This is a genomic window from Paraburkholderia phenazinium, assembly GCF_900141745.1.
GTDB lineage: Bacteria > Pseudomonadota > Gammaproteobacteria > Burkholderiales > Burkholderiaceae > Paraburkholderia > Paraburkholderia phenazinium_B.
In genome coordinates, this window is the sequence record NZ_FSRM01000002.1 from 2,671,817 (window position 1) to 2,691,500 (window position 19,684).

The 19,684-nt window shown below is 62.8% G+C and carries 17 protein-coding genes; 13 read left to right on the forward strand and 4 right to left on the reverse strand.

Annotated features, from left to right (window positions below; translation table 11 throughout):
• The first annotated feature begins 26 nt into the window (after positions 1-26).
• Positions 27-536, forward strand: a complete 510-nt coding sequence (locus tag BUS06_RS31840) for a putative pterin-binding protein (RefSeq protein WP_074268285.1) — start codon at positions 27-29, stop codon at positions 534-536.
• On the forward strand, positions 506-2,335 hold the full coding sequence (locus BUS06_RS31845; protein ID WP_074268286.1) for an ATP-binding response regulator: 1,830 nt from the start codon (positions 506-508) through the stop codon (positions 2,333-2,335). Before BUS06_RS31840 ends, BUS06_RS31845 begins: the two co-directional genes overlap by 31 nt.
• Before the next feature lie 94 nt (positions 2,336-2,429).
• Here BUS06_RS31845 and BUS06_RS31850 read toward each other — a convergent pair whose 3' ends face one another.
• On the reverse strand, positions 2,430-3,284 hold the full coding sequence (locus tag BUS06_RS31850; protein WP_074268287.1) for a helix-turn-helix domain-containing protein: 855 nt from the start codon (positions 3,282-3,284) through the stop codon (positions 2,430-2,432).
• A gap of 475 nt (positions 3,285-3,759) precedes the next feature.
• Here BUS06_RS31850 and BUS06_RS31855 point away from each other — a divergent pair, with 475 nt between their 5' ends.
• Together BUS06_RS31855 and BUS06_RS31860 are read left to right on the forward strand one after the other, a co-directional pair.
• Positions 3,760-4,410: a C39 family peptidase gene (locus tag BUS06_RS31855; protein WP_074268288.1), complete on the forward strand. Its 651-nt coding sequence runs from the start codon at positions 3,760-3,762 to the stop codon at positions 4,408-4,410.
• 475 nt (positions 4,411-4,885) lie between these two features.
• Positions 4,886-5,158, forward strand: a complete 273-nt coding sequence (locus tag BUS06_RS31860) for a hypothetical protein (protein ID WP_074268289.1) — start codon at positions 4,886-4,888, stop codon at positions 5,156-5,158.
• A gap of 34 nt (positions 5,159-5,192) precedes the next feature.
• On the opposite strand, the gene BUS06_RS31865 is transcribed toward BUS06_RS31860, so the two are convergent.
• On the reverse strand, positions 5,193-5,930 hold the full coding sequence (locus BUS06_RS31865) for a FadR/GntR family transcriptional regulator (protein WP_074268290.1): 738 nt from the start codon (positions 5,928-5,930) through the stop codon (positions 5,193-5,195).
• On the opposite strand from BUS06_RS31865, the gene BUS06_RS31870 reads away from it, so the two are divergent.
• The 4 genes from BUS06_RS31870 to zwf all read left to right on the forward strand — a co-directional run bounded on the left by BUS06_RS31870 (position 5,929) and on the right by zwf (position 9,824).
• Positions 5,929-6,174, forward strand: coding sequence for a hypothetical protein (locus tag BUS06_RS31870; protein WP_074268291.1), 246 nt, complete (start codon positions 5,929-5,931; stop codon positions 6,172-6,174). The genes BUS06_RS31865 and BUS06_RS31870 overlap by 2 nt on opposite strands.
• Entirely contained in the window at positions 6,171-7,178 is a 1,008-nt protein-coding gene (gene lhpH / locus BUS06_RS31875) for a trans-3-hydroxy-L-proline dehydratase (RefSeq protein WP_074268292.1), read from the forward strand. The genes BUS06_RS31870 and lhpH overlap by 4 nt, the downstream gene beginning before the upstream one ends.
• Positions 7,179-7,208: 30 nt before the next feature.
• Positions 7,209-8,165, forward strand: a complete 957-nt coding sequence (lhpI, locus tag BUS06_RS31880; protein ID WP_074268293.1) for a bifunctional Delta(1)-pyrroline-2-carboxylate/Delta(1)-piperideine-2-carboxylate reductase — start codon at positions 7,209-7,211, stop codon at positions 8,163-8,165.
• A 177-nt stretch (positions 8,166-8,342) separates the two neighbouring features.
• A complete protein-coding gene (gene zwf, locus BUS06_RS31885) occupies positions 8,343-9,824 on the forward strand; it encodes a glucose-6-phosphate dehydrogenase (protein WP_074268294.1) in 1,482 nt (493 codons plus the stop codon).
• 58 nt (positions 9,825-9,882) lie between these two features.
• On the opposite strand, the gene BUS06_RS31890 is transcribed toward zwf, so the two are convergent.
• Complete coding sequence (locus BUS06_RS31890; protein ID WP_083611698.1) at positions 9,883-10,914, reverse strand: response regulator; 1,032 nt, start codon at positions 10,912-10,914, stop codon at positions 9,883-9,885.
• On the reverse strand, positions 10,907-14,368 hold the full coding sequence (locus BUS06_RS31895; protein ID WP_074268295.1) for an ATP-binding protein: 3,462 nt from the start codon (positions 14,366-14,368) through the stop codon (positions 10,907-10,909). Before BUS06_RS31895 ends, BUS06_RS31890 begins: the two co-directional genes overlap by 8 nt.
• A 252-nt stretch (positions 14,369-14,620) precedes the next feature.
• Between BUS06_RS31895 and urtA the strand changes: the two genes are divergently transcribed.
• The 5 genes from urtA (at position 14,621) to urtE (ending at position 19,654) form a co-directional block, all read left to right on the forward strand.
• A complete protein-coding gene (gene urtA / locus BUS06_RS31900; RefSeq protein ID WP_074268296.1) occupies positions 14,621-15,886 on the forward strand; it encodes an urea ABC transporter substrate-binding protein in 1,266 nt (421 codons plus the stop codon).
• 68 nt (positions 15,887-15,954) lie between these two features.
• Positions 15,955-16,872, forward strand: a complete 918-nt coding sequence (gene urtB / locus BUS06_RS31905; RefSeq protein WP_074269413.1) for an urea ABC transporter permease subunit UrtB — start codon at positions 15,955-15,957, stop codon at positions 16,870-16,872.
• 108 nt (positions 16,873-16,980) lie between these two features.
• Complete coding sequence (gene urtC, locus BUS06_RS31910; protein ID WP_074268297.1) at positions 16,981-18,153, forward strand: urea ABC transporter permease subunit UrtC; 1,173 nt, start codon at positions 16,981-16,983, stop codon at positions 18,151-18,153.
• Positions 18,150-18,893 (forward strand): urea ABC transporter ATP-binding protein UrtD, encoded by a 744-nt coding sequence (gene urtD / locus BUS06_RS31915; RefSeq protein ID WP_074268298.1) that lies wholly within the window; start codon positions 18,150-18,152, stop codon positions 18,891-18,893. Before urtC ends, urtD begins: the two co-directional genes overlap by 4 nt.
• Before the next feature lie 71 nt (positions 18,894-18,964).
• Positions 18,965-19,654 (forward strand): urea ABC transporter ATP-binding subunit UrtE, encoded by a 690-nt coding sequence (urtE, locus tag BUS06_RS31920; RefSeq protein ID WP_074268299.1) that lies wholly within the window; start codon positions 18,965-18,967, stop codon positions 19,652-19,654.
• Positions 19,655-19,684: the final 30 nt, after the last annotated feature.

Here is a 19,684-nt window from a genome sequence, read left to right on the forward strand (position 1 = left end):
GAAAACAGACGAAAAAGGCCGTTGAAATGCACTACCAGAAAAATGGCGCGCGCTGGATCGCGTGCCTCGCCATGGCGTTAGCCGCGGGCTTCGCCCAGGCCGCCGCGCTCTCGCTCGACGTGACGGGCGCCGCCACTGCAGCGAACGACCCGGCACACCCGGCGCAGCAGGTGTACCACCTGACCGAAGAACAGCTTCTCGCGCTGCCCGCGCATTCGATCACCACGTCGACCTCGTGGACGCCCCGCGCGACCTTCACAGGACCGTTGCTCGCGGATATCCTGAAGCTGGTCGGCACTCACGGCAGCCAGATCGAAGTCCATACGCTCGACGACTACATCGAAACCATACCGGTTTCGGACTGCGCTCGTTACGGCGTGATCGTGGCGTATAGCATGAACGGTAAGCGTCTGAAGGTCAGCGACTTCGGACCGCTGTTTCTCATCTATCCGCGCGACGCCTTTCCAACCGAACTGTCGGGTGCCGACGCGGACTCAAAATTCGTATGGCAAATCAAGGGCTTGATCGTCAAGTGACACCGCATCGGCCGCGCCGCTGGCTGCTGGTGGCAGTCTGGGTCACTGCGCTCGCGGCGCCGGTGGGGGCGATCGGCTACCTGATGTACGCCAATCTGCTCAACCCGCGTTCCACGGAATTGCTGGCCGGCACATACGATGGTTTCTATTGGGACGCCGCACAGCTGCAAATTGCCTACGCGCGCCTCGAAAACCAGCTGCTGCTCTACCGCAACGGCACCGATGCCGATTACCCGCGACTGCAACTGCGCTACGAAGTGCTGCAGTCGAAGCTGCACGTAATGGCCGGCTCGACGCGCATGCTGATCGATCAGGTCGCTTTGCTGCAGCGCCAGGAGGGCGAAATCCAGACGCTCGAGCACACGCTCGACCAGCTCGAGCCCGACATCGCAGCGCTGCCGCAGGATTCCCGCCGAGCTGACCGGATAGTTGCCACGCTGCGAGCGCATTGGCAGGAGGTCAACGATCTGGCCTTGACGCGCCGCTTCGCCGACGTAGCCGACCGCGAAGCGCTGACCCGCGACTTCATCGACAAGCGGCGCATGTTGTTCGCGGCCGGGATCATGCTGGTGCTGCTATCGGCCGCGGCCACCCTGCTGCTCGTGGTGAACGGCCGGCGCCGCAGCCGCCTGATCCGCCAGCAACGCGCGGCGCTCGAAGCCGAGCATCAGGCAACCCGCGCGGCCCGTGAGGCGAGTCTCGCGAAAGACGCTTTTCTCGGCATGATCAGCCACGAACTGCGCACGCCGCTGCACGCGATCGTGTCGTCGATCGAACTGCTTGGCTTTAACTTCCAGTCCGAAGCGGACCGCAAGGTGATCCAGCGGCTGGAAAGCGCGGCGCGCCACCTTGAGGCGCAGATGCGCGACCTCACGGACTACGCGCGCCTCGGCGCCGGCAAGCTCGAATTGCGTTACGAGCAGTTCGAGCCGCGCGAGCTGCTGGCTTCGATCGTCGACGAACATTCGCCGTCTGCGCTCGCACGCGGGCTGACGCTCGCGAGCGAGGCGAGCGGTCTGACCGGGCCGGTCGATTCCGACCCGCACCGGATCCGCCAGATTGTCAGCAACCTGGTGACCAACGCGATTCGCTATACCGAGAAGGGCTCGGTGCGGGTGCGCCTGGTCCAGCGGCTGGCTGTGCTCACTATCGAAGTAAGCGACACGGGGCCAGGTGTGCCGCCCAAGCAACTGCCTCTGATGTTCAAGGAATTTACCCAGCTCGACGGTTCACGCACGCGCCGCTTCGAAGGGGCGGGTATGGGCCTCGCCATCGTGCAGGGGCTGCTGAAGCTGTTCGGCGGCAGCGTCGCTGTGGAGAGCGAAGTAGGCAAGGGCACGACCTTCACGGTCACGATTCCGGTGGGCCCGGTCGAGCCTGCCGCGCAGCCCGACGCGAAGGCGGCCAGCGCCCAGGAAGGCGAGCGCTCGCAAGTGCTGATCGTCGACGACAACGGCCTGATTCGCGAGTCGCTGCTGGAAATGATCGCGCATATGGGCTACGACGCGACGGCCGTCGCGAATGCCAAAGATGCGCTCGCCTGGCTCGACGTGCGCCGCTGCGATGTGATGTTGCTCGATCTGCATATGCCGGATCAGGACGGCTACGCGTTCTTCGCCGAATTCACGGCGCGCGGTGGACCGTCGGCAGGCGCACCGGTGATCGCGATCAGCGCGTATGCACCCGAAGCGCCGCCAACCGACACGGCGCCGTTTTTCGAGTATCTGGTGAAGCCGGTGCACTACGAACAGTTGCGCTCGGCGCTGCAACGCGCGCTGGCGGCGCGTAGTGTGGTCTGAGGGTAGTCTGAGGGCCGAGCGTACATGGTGGCTTGCGCCACCGCGTGCCCGGCCATTCATTCATCCATTCATTCGCCCACGCTTGCCGCCGCTCTCAGGCCCGGTTCAAACGCTTCGAAAGATCGGCCACCAGAATCGCCATCCGCGCCGGCTTCTCATAGCACGCCACGTTGTAATTGCGAATGATCTCGCTGATCTCGGACTCGCTGGCCTTGCCGGTCAGCAGTTCGCCGGTCAGCACGAACACGGGCGCGTCCGGGTTCTCTGAAGCGCGCACAGCGCGAATCGCTGCGGCGGAAGTCTGATTGCCGAATAGCCAGTCGATCACGACACCGTCGAACACCTGCGTCTGCAACTGCTCGACGAACGCGGCCAATCCGTAGATCGCGACAGCGGCGAAGCCGCTGCGATCGAGATAGTCGCGCAAGTTGTCGGCAGAGGACTGGTCGTCGTCGACCACGGCGATCAGCGGTTTGTCGGCTTCCGCGCGGCGCGGATAGATCTCGATCTTGTGGACTTCATAGGCGCTTTGATACAGCGCGCCGTCATGACGCGTGACGCGCCATTGTCCCAGTTTCGAATACGCAATGAACTCGGGCCGGCTGCCGGGTTCGATCGCGGCGCCCACCCAGGCCGTGCAGGCGAGTTCGATGCCGCCGATGGAGAACACCGCCTCCTGGGCGACCGCGCCGACCATGCCCGGGTCGAGCGTTTGCGCGCCGAACAGTTGCGCAGCCGGCTCGCCGAATACCTCGGCGACTTTCTTGATCTGCGATAGGGTCCAGGGGCTATTGCCGCGTAACTTGCGATGCCCTTGTGAAAAACTCAGGTCGAGAATGCGGCACAGTTCCGTGGTCTGTTGCCGCTTTCCAATGCCGTGACGGCTCATCAACTCGCGCACGCGTTCCGCGACTGCGATGGAGTCAGGTGAGGTTGCTTCGTTGGCCATGCTGCGTGGAAGTCCGTCTTTATAAATAGTATCGGGTGAAGGACGCGTGAGGCTTGACGGCGATGGGTTGCATCACCTTCTTTGCGAGCCGACCGGCCACGCATGGGAGAGCAAATGTACAGCAAAAAAACGCGGCGTTGCTGCTTTTGTGCAGCAGCCACGAAACTGCCTGAGTTTGTCTCCGGGATTTCTCAGTCAAGGACAGGCCGGCCCATTCAGGACGGCGTCTGCCCGATGCGTCTTGCGTATTTTAGCGAGGAAACCCCGTGCCACATGTAATGAAATGTGATCCGATTGTGGCGTGCGTCGATGATCGCCGTGTGAATGGGCGTATGAATCGATGTATAGGTCGCCGCACGAATTTGCGCGGCTTCGTCCGACGATATTCTGCGTTCAATAATCCGCAATAATGAGGTCCATTGATTCATTCTGTGACTACCGTCCTATCCATCCCGACGCTATCTCAACGCCATTCATGAAAGACAACAAAACCCTGCGCCATACCGGCGTGCCGTACTACTCGCAATGGGGCAGCCCCGAATGGGTGCGCCCGATCGTCGAAGAAGACGCCGATCCCTGCGACGACCCTGCATGGCAACGCAGTGGCTTCACCGAGCGCGAGCATTACCGTTTCTGGGCGCAACGTCTGTGCGGCCTGACGTGTCTCGAGTCCGCCCTGGACTTCTGGGATATCGGGCATGCGCCGCGTGCCGCGCTGCTTGACGAGGCATTGCGCCACGAGGTGTACCGGATGCGCGAAGACGGTGGTGTCGATGGCCTGATTTACCGGCCGTTCGCCAGTTGGGCCGAGCAGGCCTTTGGTTTGCAAGTCGAGGTATTGCCCGAAGCTACGCTCGAGGAGATCGCGGCGCGCATCGATACCGGGACGATGGCGATCATTTCGGTGAGCCCGGAGATCCGTCGCCCGCATGAGCCGAATGCGCAGCGCGGCGGTCATCTGATCCTGCTGCATGGACGCGACCCCGACGGCGTCTGGTTTCACAATCCATCCGGTATCGCGCCGTATCAGAGCGATGTGTATATGCCGTTCGGAACGGTTGCTCGCTTTTACGCGGGGCGCGGTTTGACGCTTACGCGTCCCGCCAACCACCAGGTAGCCAGCTAACGGGCCCGTGGTCCGGTCACGGTCGCCGCGTCGTTACTCAGTTTCCGGGTCCGTTTTCTGCTGAAGAAACAGGCGGGTGGCAGGCTGCCGCGCAGCTGATCAGCGCTGCGGGGTGGAGTGGGGACGCTGGACGAGATGCTCCTGCAGACCTTCTTCGTGGCCGGCCGCCAGCATCACCTGATACAGGCTGTGCCGTTCGGAAGAACGCCACATGAGGCGAGCGACGCGGCTTAGGGTCGCCCGCAGCGACGGCGCCGGCCCGCGAGTGGTAGCAGGAACGGCGCGGGACGAAATGGATCGGCTGGACATCGCGGCACCTGTCAAGGGATGAAGTAAGGGTTAATACCTAAGTGTTTCCCATTGTAGGTGCGTCAAAAAGGATAGTGTGCGGTGCAGCAAAATTCTTTCCTTTCCGTTCGTACCGTCCTGGGCGAGCCTGTATCGGGCTTGGGCTGACTTGATAACCGGAGCGGATATGAATCGATACAGAGCCTTGCTTGCAGCCAGCCTGACCGCGCTGGTAGCTGTCAGCGGAGCGCATGCAGCTTCGCAGGATGAACAGGAAAAGGCCTGCCGTGGCGATGCGATGCATTTTTGCAGTGCGGAAATTCCTAACAAGCAGAAGATCACCGCCTGCATGAAGCAGCACGTCAGCGAACTGAGTCCTCCCTGCCGGGCAATGTTCAAGGAAGGAGATCATTCCTCCGGCAACTCGGGGAATTCCGGCGGCGCTTCCTCGGCGCAATAGTCGTTCGAACGGTCGAGCGAGCGCGCAGTGAAGCTCACTTTGGGGCGATATCGCGGCGCACGCGCATGATGTGCTGCTCGACGTAGAACGCCGCAGCGTCCGCGTCGCCGCCGACGATCGCCTCGTAGATCATCCGGTGTTCGGATACGTACAGGCGTATCCGGCCGGCGTCGTAGATGCCGTCGTCCTTGAGCCGCTTCCAGAGCGGCTGATCCATCGTTTTCGCCACTTCCTCGGCGATTTTCACCAGCAGCGCATCGCCGGCCATCATCGCCAGTTGCCGGTGAAACAGGCGGTCGCTGTTATTCCACAACACACGCTGCGCCGGATCGGTGATGTCAGCAATCGAATCCATCTGCGCAAGATAGTGCTCGGCCAACTCGTCGCGCTGGGCGCGCGCCGCGGCGCGCCGGGCGATCGCCGGTTCGAGGATCAGACGCACATCGAGCGTCGAGGTTGGGCTGGCATCCGGATCGGCCAGCGACGCGGCGTCTGGCGGCACCGCCGCGAGACGCTGCAACGCATCGGCGCAGACATAGGTGCCCGAGTTGCGGCGCGTGACCACGAGCGCTTCGTTTTGCAACGCGCCGATCGCCTCGCGCACGGCCGGGCGTCCCACGCCAAAACGCGCTGCCAGTTCCCGCTCCGACGGCAGGCGTGACTCGACGGCGAACTGCCCGCTGCGGATCTCCGCGCGGATGCGCTCGGAGACCTGCTCGTAGATCTGCTTTGGGCGGAACGTGCTATCCATAGCGAGGGCGGAGTTGACCATGAGCGCCTGTCTGTTCGCGGGTTCGTCGTGGATCGGCGGGAGCGAGGAAGTTTCAAACGTTACGTTCGCCCGTGATCCCGATTCCAACCAGTTTAGCGCAATGATTTTGAAATTGGTTGATGGAAAACCAAAGCTGGTCTACATTTTGATCCAGTATAAGACTGACGGAGACAACGGGATGGTTCACAGCGAGGCATTTTCGGCCTTTGGGTCGCACGCGCGAGAGGGTTGCCAGGCGTCATGAAACTGAATCGCGTTATCAGCACGGTCGAAGTGCATACGGGCGGCGAACCGTTTCGGATCGTCACCAGCGGACTACCCAGATTTCCCGGCAAGACGATTGTCGAGCGGCGCACCTGGCTCAAGGAACATCACGATCACCTGCGCCGCGCGCTAATGCTCGAGCCGCGCGGCCATGCCGACATGTACGGCGGCTATCTGACCGAACCGGTCAGCGAGGGCGCCGACTTTGGCATCATCTTCGTGCACAACGAGGGCTATAGCGACCATTGCGGTCATGGCGTGATCGCGTTGGCAACGGCGGCGGTGGCGCTCGGCTGGGTCGAGCGTACTGAACCCGAAACGCGCGTGGGTATCGACGCGCCGTGCGGCTTCATCGAGGCCTTCGTCAAATGGGACGGCGACCACGCCGGCAGCGTGCGCTTCGTCAATGTGCCTTCGTTTATCTGGCAGCGCGATGTGACGGTGAATACGCCGGGCTTTGGCGCCGTGACGGGCGATATCGTCTTCGGCGGCGCGTTCTATTTCTACACGTCCGGCAAACCGTTCGATCTGAACGTGCGCGAAGCGGACGTGGACCGCCTGATCCAGTTCGGCGCCGAAGTAAAGCGCGCGGCCAACGAGGCGTTCAAGGTCGTCCATCCGCACATCCCCGAAATCAACCATATTTACGGCACGATTATCGACAACGCGCCCCGTCACACAGGCTCGACGCAGGCCAATTGCTGCGTCTTCGCCGACCGCGAGGTGGACCGCTCGCCGACCGGTTCGGGCACCGCGGGACGCGTGGCGCAACTGTATCTGCGTGGCGAACTGGGGCGCGACGAAACGCTCGTCAATGAATCGTTGATCGGCACGATTTTTCGGGGCCGGGTGTTGTCCGAAACGAAACTCGAGCGCTTCGATGCCGTGATTCCGGAAATCGAGGGCGACGCGCATATCTGCGGCTTCGCTAACTGGATCGTCGACGAACGCGATCCGCTGACGTATGGCTTTCTCGTGCGCTAAACCGCGCACGCCGATGGAGAAACCGCTGACATGACGCACCCGGCTACACCGATTTTCGACGCTGCCGCCACTGCGCGGCTCACGCCCTACGCCGAACTCGTGGAGGCGCTGAAAACGGCGTCCGTCGATTACGCGCAACAACGCATCGCGAGCCCGGAGCGGCTCGTCGTGCCGCTCAACGAGGGCGGGATAATGCTGTCGATGCCCGCCACGGCGCCGGACCTCGGCATCCACAAGCTCGTCAACGTGTGTCCGGCCAATGGCCCGCGCGGCTTGCCGACGATTCACGGCAAGGTGATGGCCTTCGACGCGGACACTGGCGAGACACTCTTTATCCTCGACGGGCCGACCGTAACGGGCCGGCGCACCGCGGCGATGTCGATGCTCGGCGTGCAGACCTTCAATGGTGGCGCATCAAGTGCCTCCGGCCGCCCGGCACCGCAAGAATTTCTGCTGATCGGCACCGGCACGCAGTCCGCCAACCACGTGGAGGCGATCGGCGAACTGTTTCCCGATGCGCGCATATGGGTGAAGGGCAGTGCACCGGCGAAGGCGCAGGCGTTTTGCGACGCGCAGCGCGGCAAGGCGCGCGATCTGCAGCCACTGGCAGGTCCCGACGTACCCGCGTCCGTTGATGTCGTGATTGCCCTCACGACCAGCCGGCAAGCGGTCTACGACGAAGCGCCGCGCGCCGAACGCCTGGTGATCGGCGTGGGCGCGTTCACCCCCACGATGCTCGAGATCGGTTCACGCACCGTGCACGGCAGCGCGCTGTTCGTCGACGACCTGGCCGGCGCTCGCCACGAAGCGGGCGACTTCATTCAGGCAGGAGTGGACTGGGCAAAGGTGACGGGTATCGCCGCGCTGATGGACGGCAGCACGCCGCGGCCGACGGGCAGCACGCCCGTGCTATTCAAGAGCGTCGGCTGTGCGGCATGGGACCTGGGCGCCTGCCGGGTGGCGCGCGCAGCGTTGCAGCGCAACTGAATCTGCGAGAAAAGTCACGGCGAAGTCAAAAGCGAAGTTGCATCTTTTCTACACTGTCATCGCCGCGTCGCGTGCAAACAATCCAAAAACGTTGCACCATAGGCGTTTGCCAGAAAATGCCGGGTCACCGGCATTTTGCCCTTCGTTCGACGCCCTTCATGACGGTGACATCGCGCTATGATTACCCAACACGCTTCTGCCACCCCTGACTTGCCGCTCGACATGATCATCTTCGGCGGTACGGGTGACCTGTCGTTTCGCAAGCTCCTCCCCGCGCTTTACATGGCGCATCTGCACTGCAATCTGCCGCCGGAAACGCGCATTCTCACGATTGGCCGAAAGCCGTGGTCGCGCGAGGAATACATCAACGAATTCATGGAATTGAAGGCCAAGCCCTTCATCGAAAAGAAAGCTTTCGATGCGGCCGCGTGGGACAAATTCCTGGCGTTGTTCGAGTATGTGCGCATGGACGTCGATTCGGTCGAGGACTATCAGCGGCTGAAAGATGCATCGCGCCCCGGCGTGCGACGGGTGTTCTATCTCGCGACTTCGCCGGATCTGTTCACGAACATTTGCGACAACCTCTCGGCCGCGGGTCTCGTCGACGAGTACTCGCGCGTGGTGCTGGAAAAGCCGCTCGGTCACGATCTCGCGTCGGCGCAGGAAATCAACACTGCGGTCGGCCAGCATTTCAACGAAGCGCAGATCTACCGGATCGACCATTACCTCGGTAAGGAAACCGTGCAGAACCTGATGGTGCTGCGCTTCGGCAATGCGATTTTCGGCCCGCTCTGGCAGGCGCCGTATATCAAGAGCGTGCAGATCACGGTGGCGGAAACCGTCGGCGTAGGTAGCCGCGCGGGCTTCTACGACAAGACCGGCGCCTTGCGCGACATGGTGCAGAACCACTTGTTGCAACTGCTGTGTATCGTCGCGATGGAGCCGCCCGTGTCGCTCGATCCGGATGCCGTGCGCGACGAAAAGCTCAAGGTGCTGCGCTCGCTGCGTCCGATGACGCCGGACGATATCGCACGCGACACCGTGCGCGGACAGTACACTGCAGGTGCCGTGGACGGCGAGGCGGTCAAGGGCTACCTCGAAGAAGACAACGTGCCGGCAACGAGCCGTGCAGAAACCTTCGTTGCGTTGCGCGCCCAGATCAACAACTGGCGCTGGGCCAACGTGCCGTTTTATCTGCGTACCGGCAAGCGCATGCAGAAGAAGGTATCGGAGATCGTGATCGAGTTCTCCGAACTGCCGTTCTCGATCATTCCGAGCGGTCCGCATCACTACGGCAATCGTCTCGTGATCCAGTTGCAGCCGGAAGAATCGATTCAGTTGCAGATGCTCGCGAAAGAGCCGGGCAGCGGCATGCACATGCTGCCGGTGAATCTGAATCTCGATCTGCAGGAGGCTTTCACCGAGCGTCGTGCGGAAGCTTATGAGCGACTGCTGATCGACGTGATTCGCGGACGCCTCACCCACTTCATGCGTCGCGACGAACTGGAAGCGGCATGGGCGTGGGCGGAGCCGATTCTGGACGGCTGGAAGAGTTCGGGCGAGCGGCCGCGCGGTTATTCCGCCGGCACGTTTGGTCCGGCTGCCGCCACGGCCTTGATGGCGCGCGACAATGCCGTGTGGGCGGAAGAGTCGCAGTAAGCGGTTTAATCGTGCATAGGGACGGCGCAGGTCGCTGTCCCATTACGATTGATTGCGCTTAATACCGCGTGCTCGCCTTCGCGGCGATCGCCGCAGCCGCTGCACGCGTCTCCACATGCAGCTTGCCGAATACATGTTCCAGGTGCTTGTTGACGGTGCGCGGCGCCATCCCCAGGATGTCGCCGATATCGCGGTTGGTCTTGCCGCGCGACAGCCATAGCAGCACTTCCGCTTCACGAGTCGTCAGGCTGAATTGGGCCGCGAGCGCGGTGGTGTGTGCTGCATCGTCGAATTCCTCGAGCAGGATGACCCAGTCGCCGCGCGTGGCCCGGCCCAACACCCTTACGACGCGGCGCACGCCGCCCGCGGCCGTTTCGAACGCCGCTTGCAGATCGCAACCGGCCTCGATCCAGCGCGTCAGCCATTGGGCCAGCACGGACGGCAGACGCGGGCCGGACTCGGCCAGCGGATCCGGCAACTCTGCTGAACGGGCTGTCATAGCGTCCGCGCCGTCTGTCACTTCCGAGATATCCGCACCGCTCGACGCATACTGAGCAAGCCGTTGCCGGGCAAGGTCGCTTTGCCATTTGATCTCGCCTCTCGCAGCGGCGATCAGCGCGGCACGCATGCCGATCTCGAGCACCATGTCGGCCTGCCGTTGCAGGCGCGAACGCTGGACGTGGGCGGCGATTCGCGCGCTGACCTCGCTTGGCTTCACCGGCTTCGTCACATAGTCGATTCCTCCCACCCGGAAGCCCTGCACGACATGCTCGCTGTCCGTCAGCGCGGTCATAAAGATGACCGGCAGGTGGCGGTTGCGCGGATCGGCCTTGATGTGCAGACAGGTCTCGAAGCCATCCATGCCTGGCATCAGCGCGTCGAGCAGCACGGCGTCAGGCGTGATGCGTGCGAGGCGTTGCAGCGCGGATTGTCCGTCGAGCGCCACCAGTACGGCGTAGCCTGCCGCCTGCAGCGTGTCCGACAGCAGGGCAAGGTTATCCGGCGTGTCGTCGACGATCAGCACGACCGGTTTGCCATCGGGCAGCTCGGGTTGCGTTTCGGGTGGCAGAAGCAGGGATTCGTCATGCATCGGGATTGACCTGCTGGGTGGGCGCGAGCAACTGCGCGAGTTCAGTCAGCCGGAAGCGGCGCGCGAGGACACGCAGCGGTTCCAGCAGGGGGGCGAGCTCTGGCGCGCCGTGCTCGGCAGCGTCCAGTTGTTCGATGAAGCCTTGCACGTAGCCCATCTCCAGTTGCGTGTGCAACTTCTCTCGCAAGCTGGCCGGCAGGCTCGTCGATACGTCGAGTAGCGCAGCCTCAGCCGGAGGGGCCGGCTCGACGGTTTCGGCAATCCATTGCAGCTGCAGCAGCGCGGCCATTTTGTCGAGCAGCAGTGGCAGATGTAACGGCTTGGCCAGGTAGTCGTCGCAACCGGCCGCTGCACCTTTTTCGCGGTCGTCGGCGAAGGCGTTGGCCGACAGGATCAGGATGGGCGCGCTCGACAACTGGTTGTCGCGAATCAGCCGGCTTGCCTCGAAGCCGTCCATGGCCGGCATCGAGACGTCCATCACGATGAGATCGGCCGAGCCGGTGCCCAGCCATTGCAATGCCTCCGGTCCGCTGGCGGCTTCGACCACCGTAAAACCGAGGGGAGAGAGCGTCTGCGTGACGATGCGCCGCTGCTCGGCGAGATCGTCGACTACCAGCACTGTGAGGCGTGGCCCGCAATAGCCCTTCAGGTGCCGGGGGTTGCTGGCCAACACCTGGGGCGCGCGCACTTCGGGGGCGAACAGCTTGACGATAAAGCGCGTGCCCTTGCCGACTTCGCTCTCTACCTGAAGATTGCCGCCCATCAGTTCGGTCAGCAAACGGCAGATCGTCAGACCGAGTCCGGCGCCATGGTCGTGTTCGCGCGCCGCCGCGCCGCGCTCGAACGGCAGGAACAGCCGCTCCAGTTCCGTGGCCGGCATGCCCGGGCCGGTGTCGGTAATCTCGAACGTGATGGTCTCCCACGCATACCCGGCGCGCACCTTGACCGAGCCGCTTGAAGTAAAGCGGATCGCATTGCCAATCAGATTGATGAGAATCTGCCGGGCCCGTTTTTCGTCAATGCGCACCACGTCCGGAATGCGGCCACTAGTCTGGAAGTCGAATTGCAGTCCCTTGTCGGTCGCCTGCGGTTCGAGCATCGCCGAGAGCTGCGTGACGAATTCCGGCAGCGAAATCTCGGTCACGTGCAACTGCAGTTTGCCTGCCTCGATGCGGGCCACGTCCAGCAAGCCGTCTACCAACGCCAGCAAGTGCTCGCCGCTGCGATAGATGGTCGCCACTGCGTTGCGTCGAGCCGGCGGCAATTCATCGGTGCCTTGCAGCAGCAGTTGCGCGTAGCCGAGGATGCTGTTGAGCGGCGTGCGCAGCTCGTGGCTCAGGCCCGTCACATAGCGGCTTTTTGCGCGGTTCGCCGACTCGGCTGCAGCGCTCGCCGCCTGCAGCGCCGCGTCGGTCTTCTGGTGGGCTTCGATTTCCTGCATCAGAAGTTCGGCTTGCCGCTGCGATTCCTCCTGGGTGACCTTGCGGTTTTCATTGGCGAGCACCAGCCACCAGGCCGCAATGCAGCCGACCAGCGCGAGCGCGAAAAACGCCTTTAGATACCCTTGCAGCAGCACGTCGTGGATCGCGGTGTCGAGATCGGGGAGGGTCCTTATGCTCTGGTACCACTGTGCGGCGAGCACGCCACCAAGCAACGCCAGCACGACAATCAGGAGTCCGGCATACTGCGCGAGCCGCAGGCCCGCGGGTCCCAGCTTCAGACGTGGAAACAGCGTGCTCATCGACTTGCCGAACTGTGCGGGGAGTCGCGCGTGCGGCTTGCAGGAGTCGTTGCAGCGCGAGTCGAGCGAGCAGCATAGCGAGCAGATCGAACCCGCATAAGCCGGGCAGTGCGCCATGTCTTCGCGCTCGAAGGTGTTTTCGCAGATCACGCAGCGCAGGACCGCGCCCTGTTCGAGGTCGCGCCCATCGCGCGCCAGATAGAAGCGCCCGCGTGTGGCGATGGCAAGCAACGGAGCGCAAATGAAGGCAACCAGCAGCGCGATAAACGACGACAGCGCTTCCGCGCTCGCGCCGAACACGCCCGCGTGGGAGAGCGCGGCGACGGCCGCGGCAATCAGCATGGCGCCGACGCCAACGGGATTCACGTCGTAAAGATGCGCCCGCTTGAACTCGACATAGGGTGGGCTGTAACCGAGCGGCTTGTTGATCACGAGGTCGCCGACCACCGCGCCGATCCAGGCAATCGCCACGTTGGCATACAGCGCGAGCACTTTGCTGATGGCTTCGAACACGCCCATTTCGACGAGCAGCAGCGCGATCAGCACATTGAAGATGAGCCAGACCACGCGCCCCGGGTGGCTGTGCGTAAGCCGCGCGAAGAAATTCGACCACGCGAGCGAACCGGCGTACGCGTTGGTGACATTGATTTTCAGCTGCGACACGATCACAAACAGCGTCATCGCGGCGAGCGCTCCTTCGGGCGAGCGGAACACATAGTGATACGCGACCAGATACATCTGGGTCGGTTCGACCGCCTTGACCGGATCGATCTCGTGCTGAATGGCGAGAAAGGCAAGGAACGCCCCGCCGAGCATTTTCAGCGCGCCCGGCACGATCCAACCCGGGCCGGCCGAGATCAGGGCGACCCACCAGCGTACGCGGTTGGCGTGGCTGCGCGGGGGCAGGAAACGCAGGTAATCGACCTGTTCGCCGATCTGCACGATCAACGAAAACACCACCGTGCAGCCGGCGCCGAATGCGACCAGGTTGAACTCGTGGCCGTCGCCCGAGAGACCGCCGAAGGTGACCCACTCGGCGAGCACGTGCGGCTCGCGCCACAGCACCACGGCGTACGGTACCACCAGCAGCACGAGCCACAGCGGCTGGGTCCAGCCCTGTAGCCGGTTAATGAAAGTAATGCCGAAGGTGACCACCGGAATGATCACCAGCGCACTGATGACGTAGGCGACCGAAAGCGGGATCTTCAGATACAACTCGAGCGCGAGCGACATGATCGCCGCTTCGAGCGCGAAAAATACGAACGTGAAGATCGCGTAGATCAGCGACGTCAGCGTCGAACCCATGTAGCCGAAACCGGCGCCGCGCGTGAGCAGATCCATGTCGACGCCGTAGCGCGCCGCGTAGTAGGCGATCGGTATACCGGTCAAAAACACCAGCACCGAGACGGCGAGAATCGCGTAGACCGCATTGGTGAAACCGTAGTTGACCACCAGCGAGCCGCCGATCGCCTCGAGCACGAGGAACGACACCGCCCCTAAAGCCGTGTTGGCGACGCGGAATTCGGACCAGCGCCGGAATGTGCGCGGCGTGAAGCGCAGCGCGTAGTCCTCGAGCGTCTCGTCACCGACCCACGCGTTGTAGTCGCGGCGGATCTTCACGATGCGCTGCGTGCCGCTCGGCTGCGGGCGCGATGCCCCAGCTTGGGTGGCCGGATTGGCGGAGCGAGGCGGCGGTGGTTCCGTTTGGTGCATCGGGGCCTTTCGTGGAGCGGTTCGGAGCGCTGGCCGTGCGTCCACGCAAATAGCATTCCATTCCCGGCCCCTACGCCGGCAGCGACCCGTAGTCGCCGCGATTATAGAGAGCGCATTTTCGGCGCGCCCTACGTCAACTGACGTATTTGGATCCGCAAATTGGCTACCTACCTTTCGTTGCGTCGACCCCGCCAGCCCGGTTACCAGGTTTTCCAGAGCGGGTCGCCCGACCATGACGACAAGGAGAATTCGATGTCACACGACGATCAGAACGAGCAAGGCCAGCCTTCGGCGCTCCGGCGCAAACTCCTGATGGGTCTCGCTGCCGCGCCCGCGCTGGCCATGTCCGGCATCGCGCGGGCCCAGCAGTTTCCGACCGCGAAGGTTAATACCACGCACCTCGCCGTGACCGATACTGAAGTGACGGTCGGCCAGTTGCACTCGGCGACCGGCACGATGGCAATCTCCGAAACCGGTTCGATCCAGGCCGAACGGCTCGCGATCGAGCAGATCAACGCGGCCGGCGGCATTCTCGGCCGCCAGATCAAGATCATTCAGGAGGACGGCGCTTCCGACTGGCCGACCTTCGCCGAAAAGTCGAAGAAGCTGCTCGAAAACGATCACGTGGCGGCTGTGTTCGGCTGCTGGACCTCGGCGTCGCGCAAGGCGGTGTTGCCGATCTTCGAGCGCGACAACGGCCTGCTGTATTACCCGACCTTCTACGAAGGCCTGGAACAGTCGCACAACGTGTTCTATACCGGCCAGGAAGCGACCCAGCAGATTCTGTGGGGACTGAACTGGGCGAACCAGACGAAGAAGGCGAAGAGCTACTTCCTGATCGGTTCGGACTACATCTGGCCGCGCACGTCGAACAAGATCGCGCGCAAGCATATCGAGCAGCATCTGACCGATTGCAAGGTGGTGGGCGAAGAGTATTACCCGCTCGGCACTACCAATTTCAACTCGCTCATCAACAAGATCAAGATCGCCAGGCCCGATTGCATCTACGCAATCATCGTCGGCGGTTCGAATGTGGCCTTCTACAAGCAACTGAAGGCGGCCGGCATCACGGCTGACAAGCAGTTCCTGCTGACCATCTCGGTGACCGAGGATGAAGTGCTCGGCATCGGCGGCGAGAACGTGGCGGGCTTCTACTCGGCCATGAAGTATTTCGAATCGCTCGACAACGACAACAACAAGAAATTCGTCGCCGCGTTCAAGGCGAAATATGGACCGAAGTCGGTGATCGGGGACGTCACGCAGGCCGCGTATCTCGGGCCATGGTTATGGAAAGCGGCGGTGGAGAAGGCCGGCAGCTTCGACGTCGACAAGGTCGTCGCCGCGTCGCCGGGTATCGAGCTGAAGACCGCGCCGGAAGGCTACGTGAAGATCCACGCGAATCACCACTTGTGGAGCCGCACGCGCATCGGCGAGGCGCAGGCCGACGGCCAGTTCAAGGTGGTGGCCGAGTCGCCGACGCTGATCGAGCCGAATCCGTTCCCGAAGGGTTACCAGTAAGCAACAAGCGGCGCTCAGGCAGCAGGCGCGCCATGCCGGCGCGCGCCGATCATTTCGAGGAGAGACGCATGTCGGCTTCGGACATTCTTAACATCACCTTGATGCAGGGCTTTGCGGGTTTGAGCCTGTTCAGCGTGCTGCTGTTGATGGGGCTCGGGCTGGCGGTGATTTTCGGCCAGATGGGTGTCATCAACATGGCCCACGGCGAGTTCATGACGATCGGTGCGTACACGATCTACATGTTCTCGCAGCTGGCTGACAACTACTGGCACGGGTTCGCGCCAATCTACTTTCCGCTTGCGATCTGCGCGGCTTTCGCGCTTGCCTTTGCGGCCGGCTGGGTGGCGGAGTGGGCGTTGATCCGCCATCTGTACCGCCGTCCGCTCGACACGCTGCTCGCGACCTGGGGTTTGAGCCTCGGGATGCAGCAGGTGTTCCGCTCGGTGTTCGGCCCGAAGGAGGTGAGCCCGACACTGCCGGACTGGCTGATGGGCTCCTGGTCGCCGAAGCAAGGTCTCGATATCCCGATCAACGGTTTGTTCGTGATGAGTCTCGCGGTGGTGATGACCGGCGGCGTGCTGCTGGCGCTGTATCGCTCGCGCTGGGGGTTGCGGGTACGCGCCACCGTCGCAAACCGTCAGATGGCGAACGCGGCCGGCATCGATACGCGCAGGACCGACCGGCTGACCTTCGCGATCGGTTGCGGCATGGCGGGTGTGGCCGGCGCCGCGTTCACCGCGATCGGCTCGACGGGACCGACCAGCGGCTCGCTTTATATCGTCGATTCGTTCCTGGTCGTGACGTTCGGCGGCGCGGCCAGTCTGCTAGGCACGGTTGCCTCAGCGTTTGGCATTGCTCAGATGCAGTCGATCAGCGAGTTCTTCATGACCGGCTCGTCGGCCCGCGTGGTGACGCTGTTGACCATTGTCATCGTGCTGATGTTGCGCCCGCAGGGTCTCTTCGCTTCAAAGGTGCGCCGTGTCTGACGAGCGAAGCAAGACACTCGTGGGTGGGCGGCCGCGCATTGTGCCGCAGCGTGTTTCGCGCACACCGCAAAGACGTCCTTTCAATCGATTCAGCCCGGAGAAATGCGTATGGACCCGCTGAACCCTTCCGCCGCCGCCTCTGCCACGCCGCCCGCTAGCGCTGGCGAGGCCACTCGCAGCGGCCTGCGGCCCACACTGCTGCGCTGGTTCACGACCGATGGCTACGGCAGCATCATCGTGCTGGCACTGCTGATTCTCGTGGTGTTTCCGCTCGCGCTCGATGCGTTCCGTCTCAACCTGATGGGCAAGTATCTGACCTACGCGTTCGTCGCCGTCGGCCTCGTGATGGCGTGGGGCTACGGCGGCGTGCTGAGCCTGGGGCAGGGGGTGTTCTTCGGCCTCGGCGGTTACTGCATGGCGATGTTCCTGAAGCTCGAAGCATCGGACCCGATCAGCACGAAGATCCAGTCGACGCCAGGCATTCCTGACTTCATGGACTGGAACCAGATCACGGCGCTGCCGGTCTGGTGGAGGCCGTTTCATTCGCTGCCGTTCGCGCTTGCCGCGGTGGTGGTCGTGCCCTGCGCGCTGGCGTTCGTCGTCAGCTTCGCAATGTTCAAGCGGCGCGTGGGCGGCGTCTACTTCGCCATCATCACGCAGGCGGTGGCGCTGATTCTCTCGGTGCTCATCATCGGCCAGCAAGGCTACACCGGCGGCGTGAACGGCATCACCGACCTGCGCACGCTGCTTGGCTGGGACATTCGCGGCGACGGCGCCAAGCTGATCCTGTACTTCCTGAATGCTGTCCTGTTGCTTGTGGCGATTCTTTGCTGCCGGCTGATCCAGCGCAGCAAGCTCGGCACCTTGCTGCTCGCCATGCGCGACAAGGAAGACCGGGTGCGTTTCTCGGGCTATGACGTCGCCATGTTCAAGGTCTTCGCGTTCTGTGTCGCGGCGGTGCTGGCGGCCATCGGCGGCGCGATGTTCACGTTGCAGGTCGGCTTCATGTCGCCGTCGTTCGTGGGAATCGTGCCGTCCATCGAGATGGTGATCTACGCGGCGGTGGGCGGACGCATGTCGCTGGTGGGCGCGGTCTATGGCGCGGTGCTCGTCAATCTCGGCAAGACCTGGTTCTCCGAAAGTTTTCCGAACCTGTGGCTGTTCCTGATGGCCGCGCTCTTTATCGGCGTCGTGATGGCGTTTCCGAACGGCCTCGCCGGTCTCTACGACAGCCATGTGAAGCCCTGGCTGCTGCGCCGCGCCTTGCGGAGGACGATATGAGCAATACCGATTTCGTGCTGGCGGTCGAGGGGTTGAGCGTGTCGTTCGACGGCTTCAAGGCGATCGATTCGCTGAACCTCTATGTCGACCGTGGCGAGTTGCGCGTGGTGATCGGCCCGAACGGCGCAGGCAAGACGACACTGCTCGATCTGATCTGCGGCAAGACACGGGCTAGCGAAGGCAGCATCAAGTTTCGCAACGAGGAGATGACGCGGCTGCCGGAATTTCGGCGCGTACGCAAAGGGATTGGCCGCAAGTTCCAGACGCCGTCGATCTACGAGAACCTCACTGTGTTCCAGAACCTCGAAGTGTCGTTTCCGCGTGGGCGGGGTGTGTTCGGCGCGCTCGCGTTTCGCCGCACCAGCGATGTGCTCGACCGCGTACGCGACGTGGCCGCCGAGATTGGTCTTGCCGCCCAGCTCGATCTCGAGGCCGGCCTGCTGTCGCACGGGCAGAAACAGTGGCTCGAAATCGGCATGTTGCTGATGCAGGAGCCGGAACTGCTGATGCTCGACGAACCGATTGCCGGCATGAGCTTGCGCGAGCGCGAGGTGACTGCTGAGCTGTTGAAGCGGATCTGCCAGAACCGCTCGATGATCGTGATCGAACACGACATGGCGTTCGTCGAGCAGATCGCGCACAAGGTCACCGTGATGCACCAGGGGAAGATCCTCGCGGAAGGGGCGATGGAGCAGGTGCAGGCCGATCCGCGGGTGATCGATGTTTATCTCGGGCACTAGGTTGATCACGGAATCAGGCATCGAACCCGCCATTGAATTCAGCTGTGAGACCAGCGAATGAGGAGCCCAGCATGTTGAATGTCGACGACGTATTTGTCAGTTACGGCCAGAGCGAAGCGCTGCATGGAATCAGTTTCCAGGCGGCTAAAAACGAAACCGTGGCGATCATGGGACGCAACGGCATGGGCAAGACCACGCTGTTCAAGTCGCTGATCGGCATCTTGCCGCTCAAAGGCGGTGCAGTGCGCGTGGATGGCGCAGATGTGTCGCACGACGAAAGTTTCCGGCGCGTCGCCAAGGGTATCGCGTACGTGCCGCAAGGGCGGCAGATTTTCGCCACGCTCACGGTGGAGGAAAACATCCAGACGGGCCTGGAAAACGCCCGCGACAGGCGCATCCCCGAAGAGATCTACGCGCTGTTTCCAGTGCTGTACGACATGCGCGCGCGCAAGGGCGGCAACCTGTCCGGCGGCCAGCAGCAACAGTTGGCTATCGCCCGTGCACTGGTTACACAACCCAAGGTGCTGCTGCTCGATGAGCCGACCGAAGGGATCCAGCCGTCGATCATCAAGGACATCGCCAAAGCGTTGAACGAGATTCGCAAGCTGCGCGATATCACGATCGTGGTGTCGGAGCAGGTGTTGAGTTTCGCGCTCGATGTCGCCGACCGGTTGTTCGTCATCGAAGGCGGGCGTCTGGTGCACGAGAGCCCGCGCAGCGCCGCCGACACCGCGAAGATTCGCGAGTACCTGTCGGTGTAAACCGGCTGTCCGTCATTTCCAAAAGGAGGA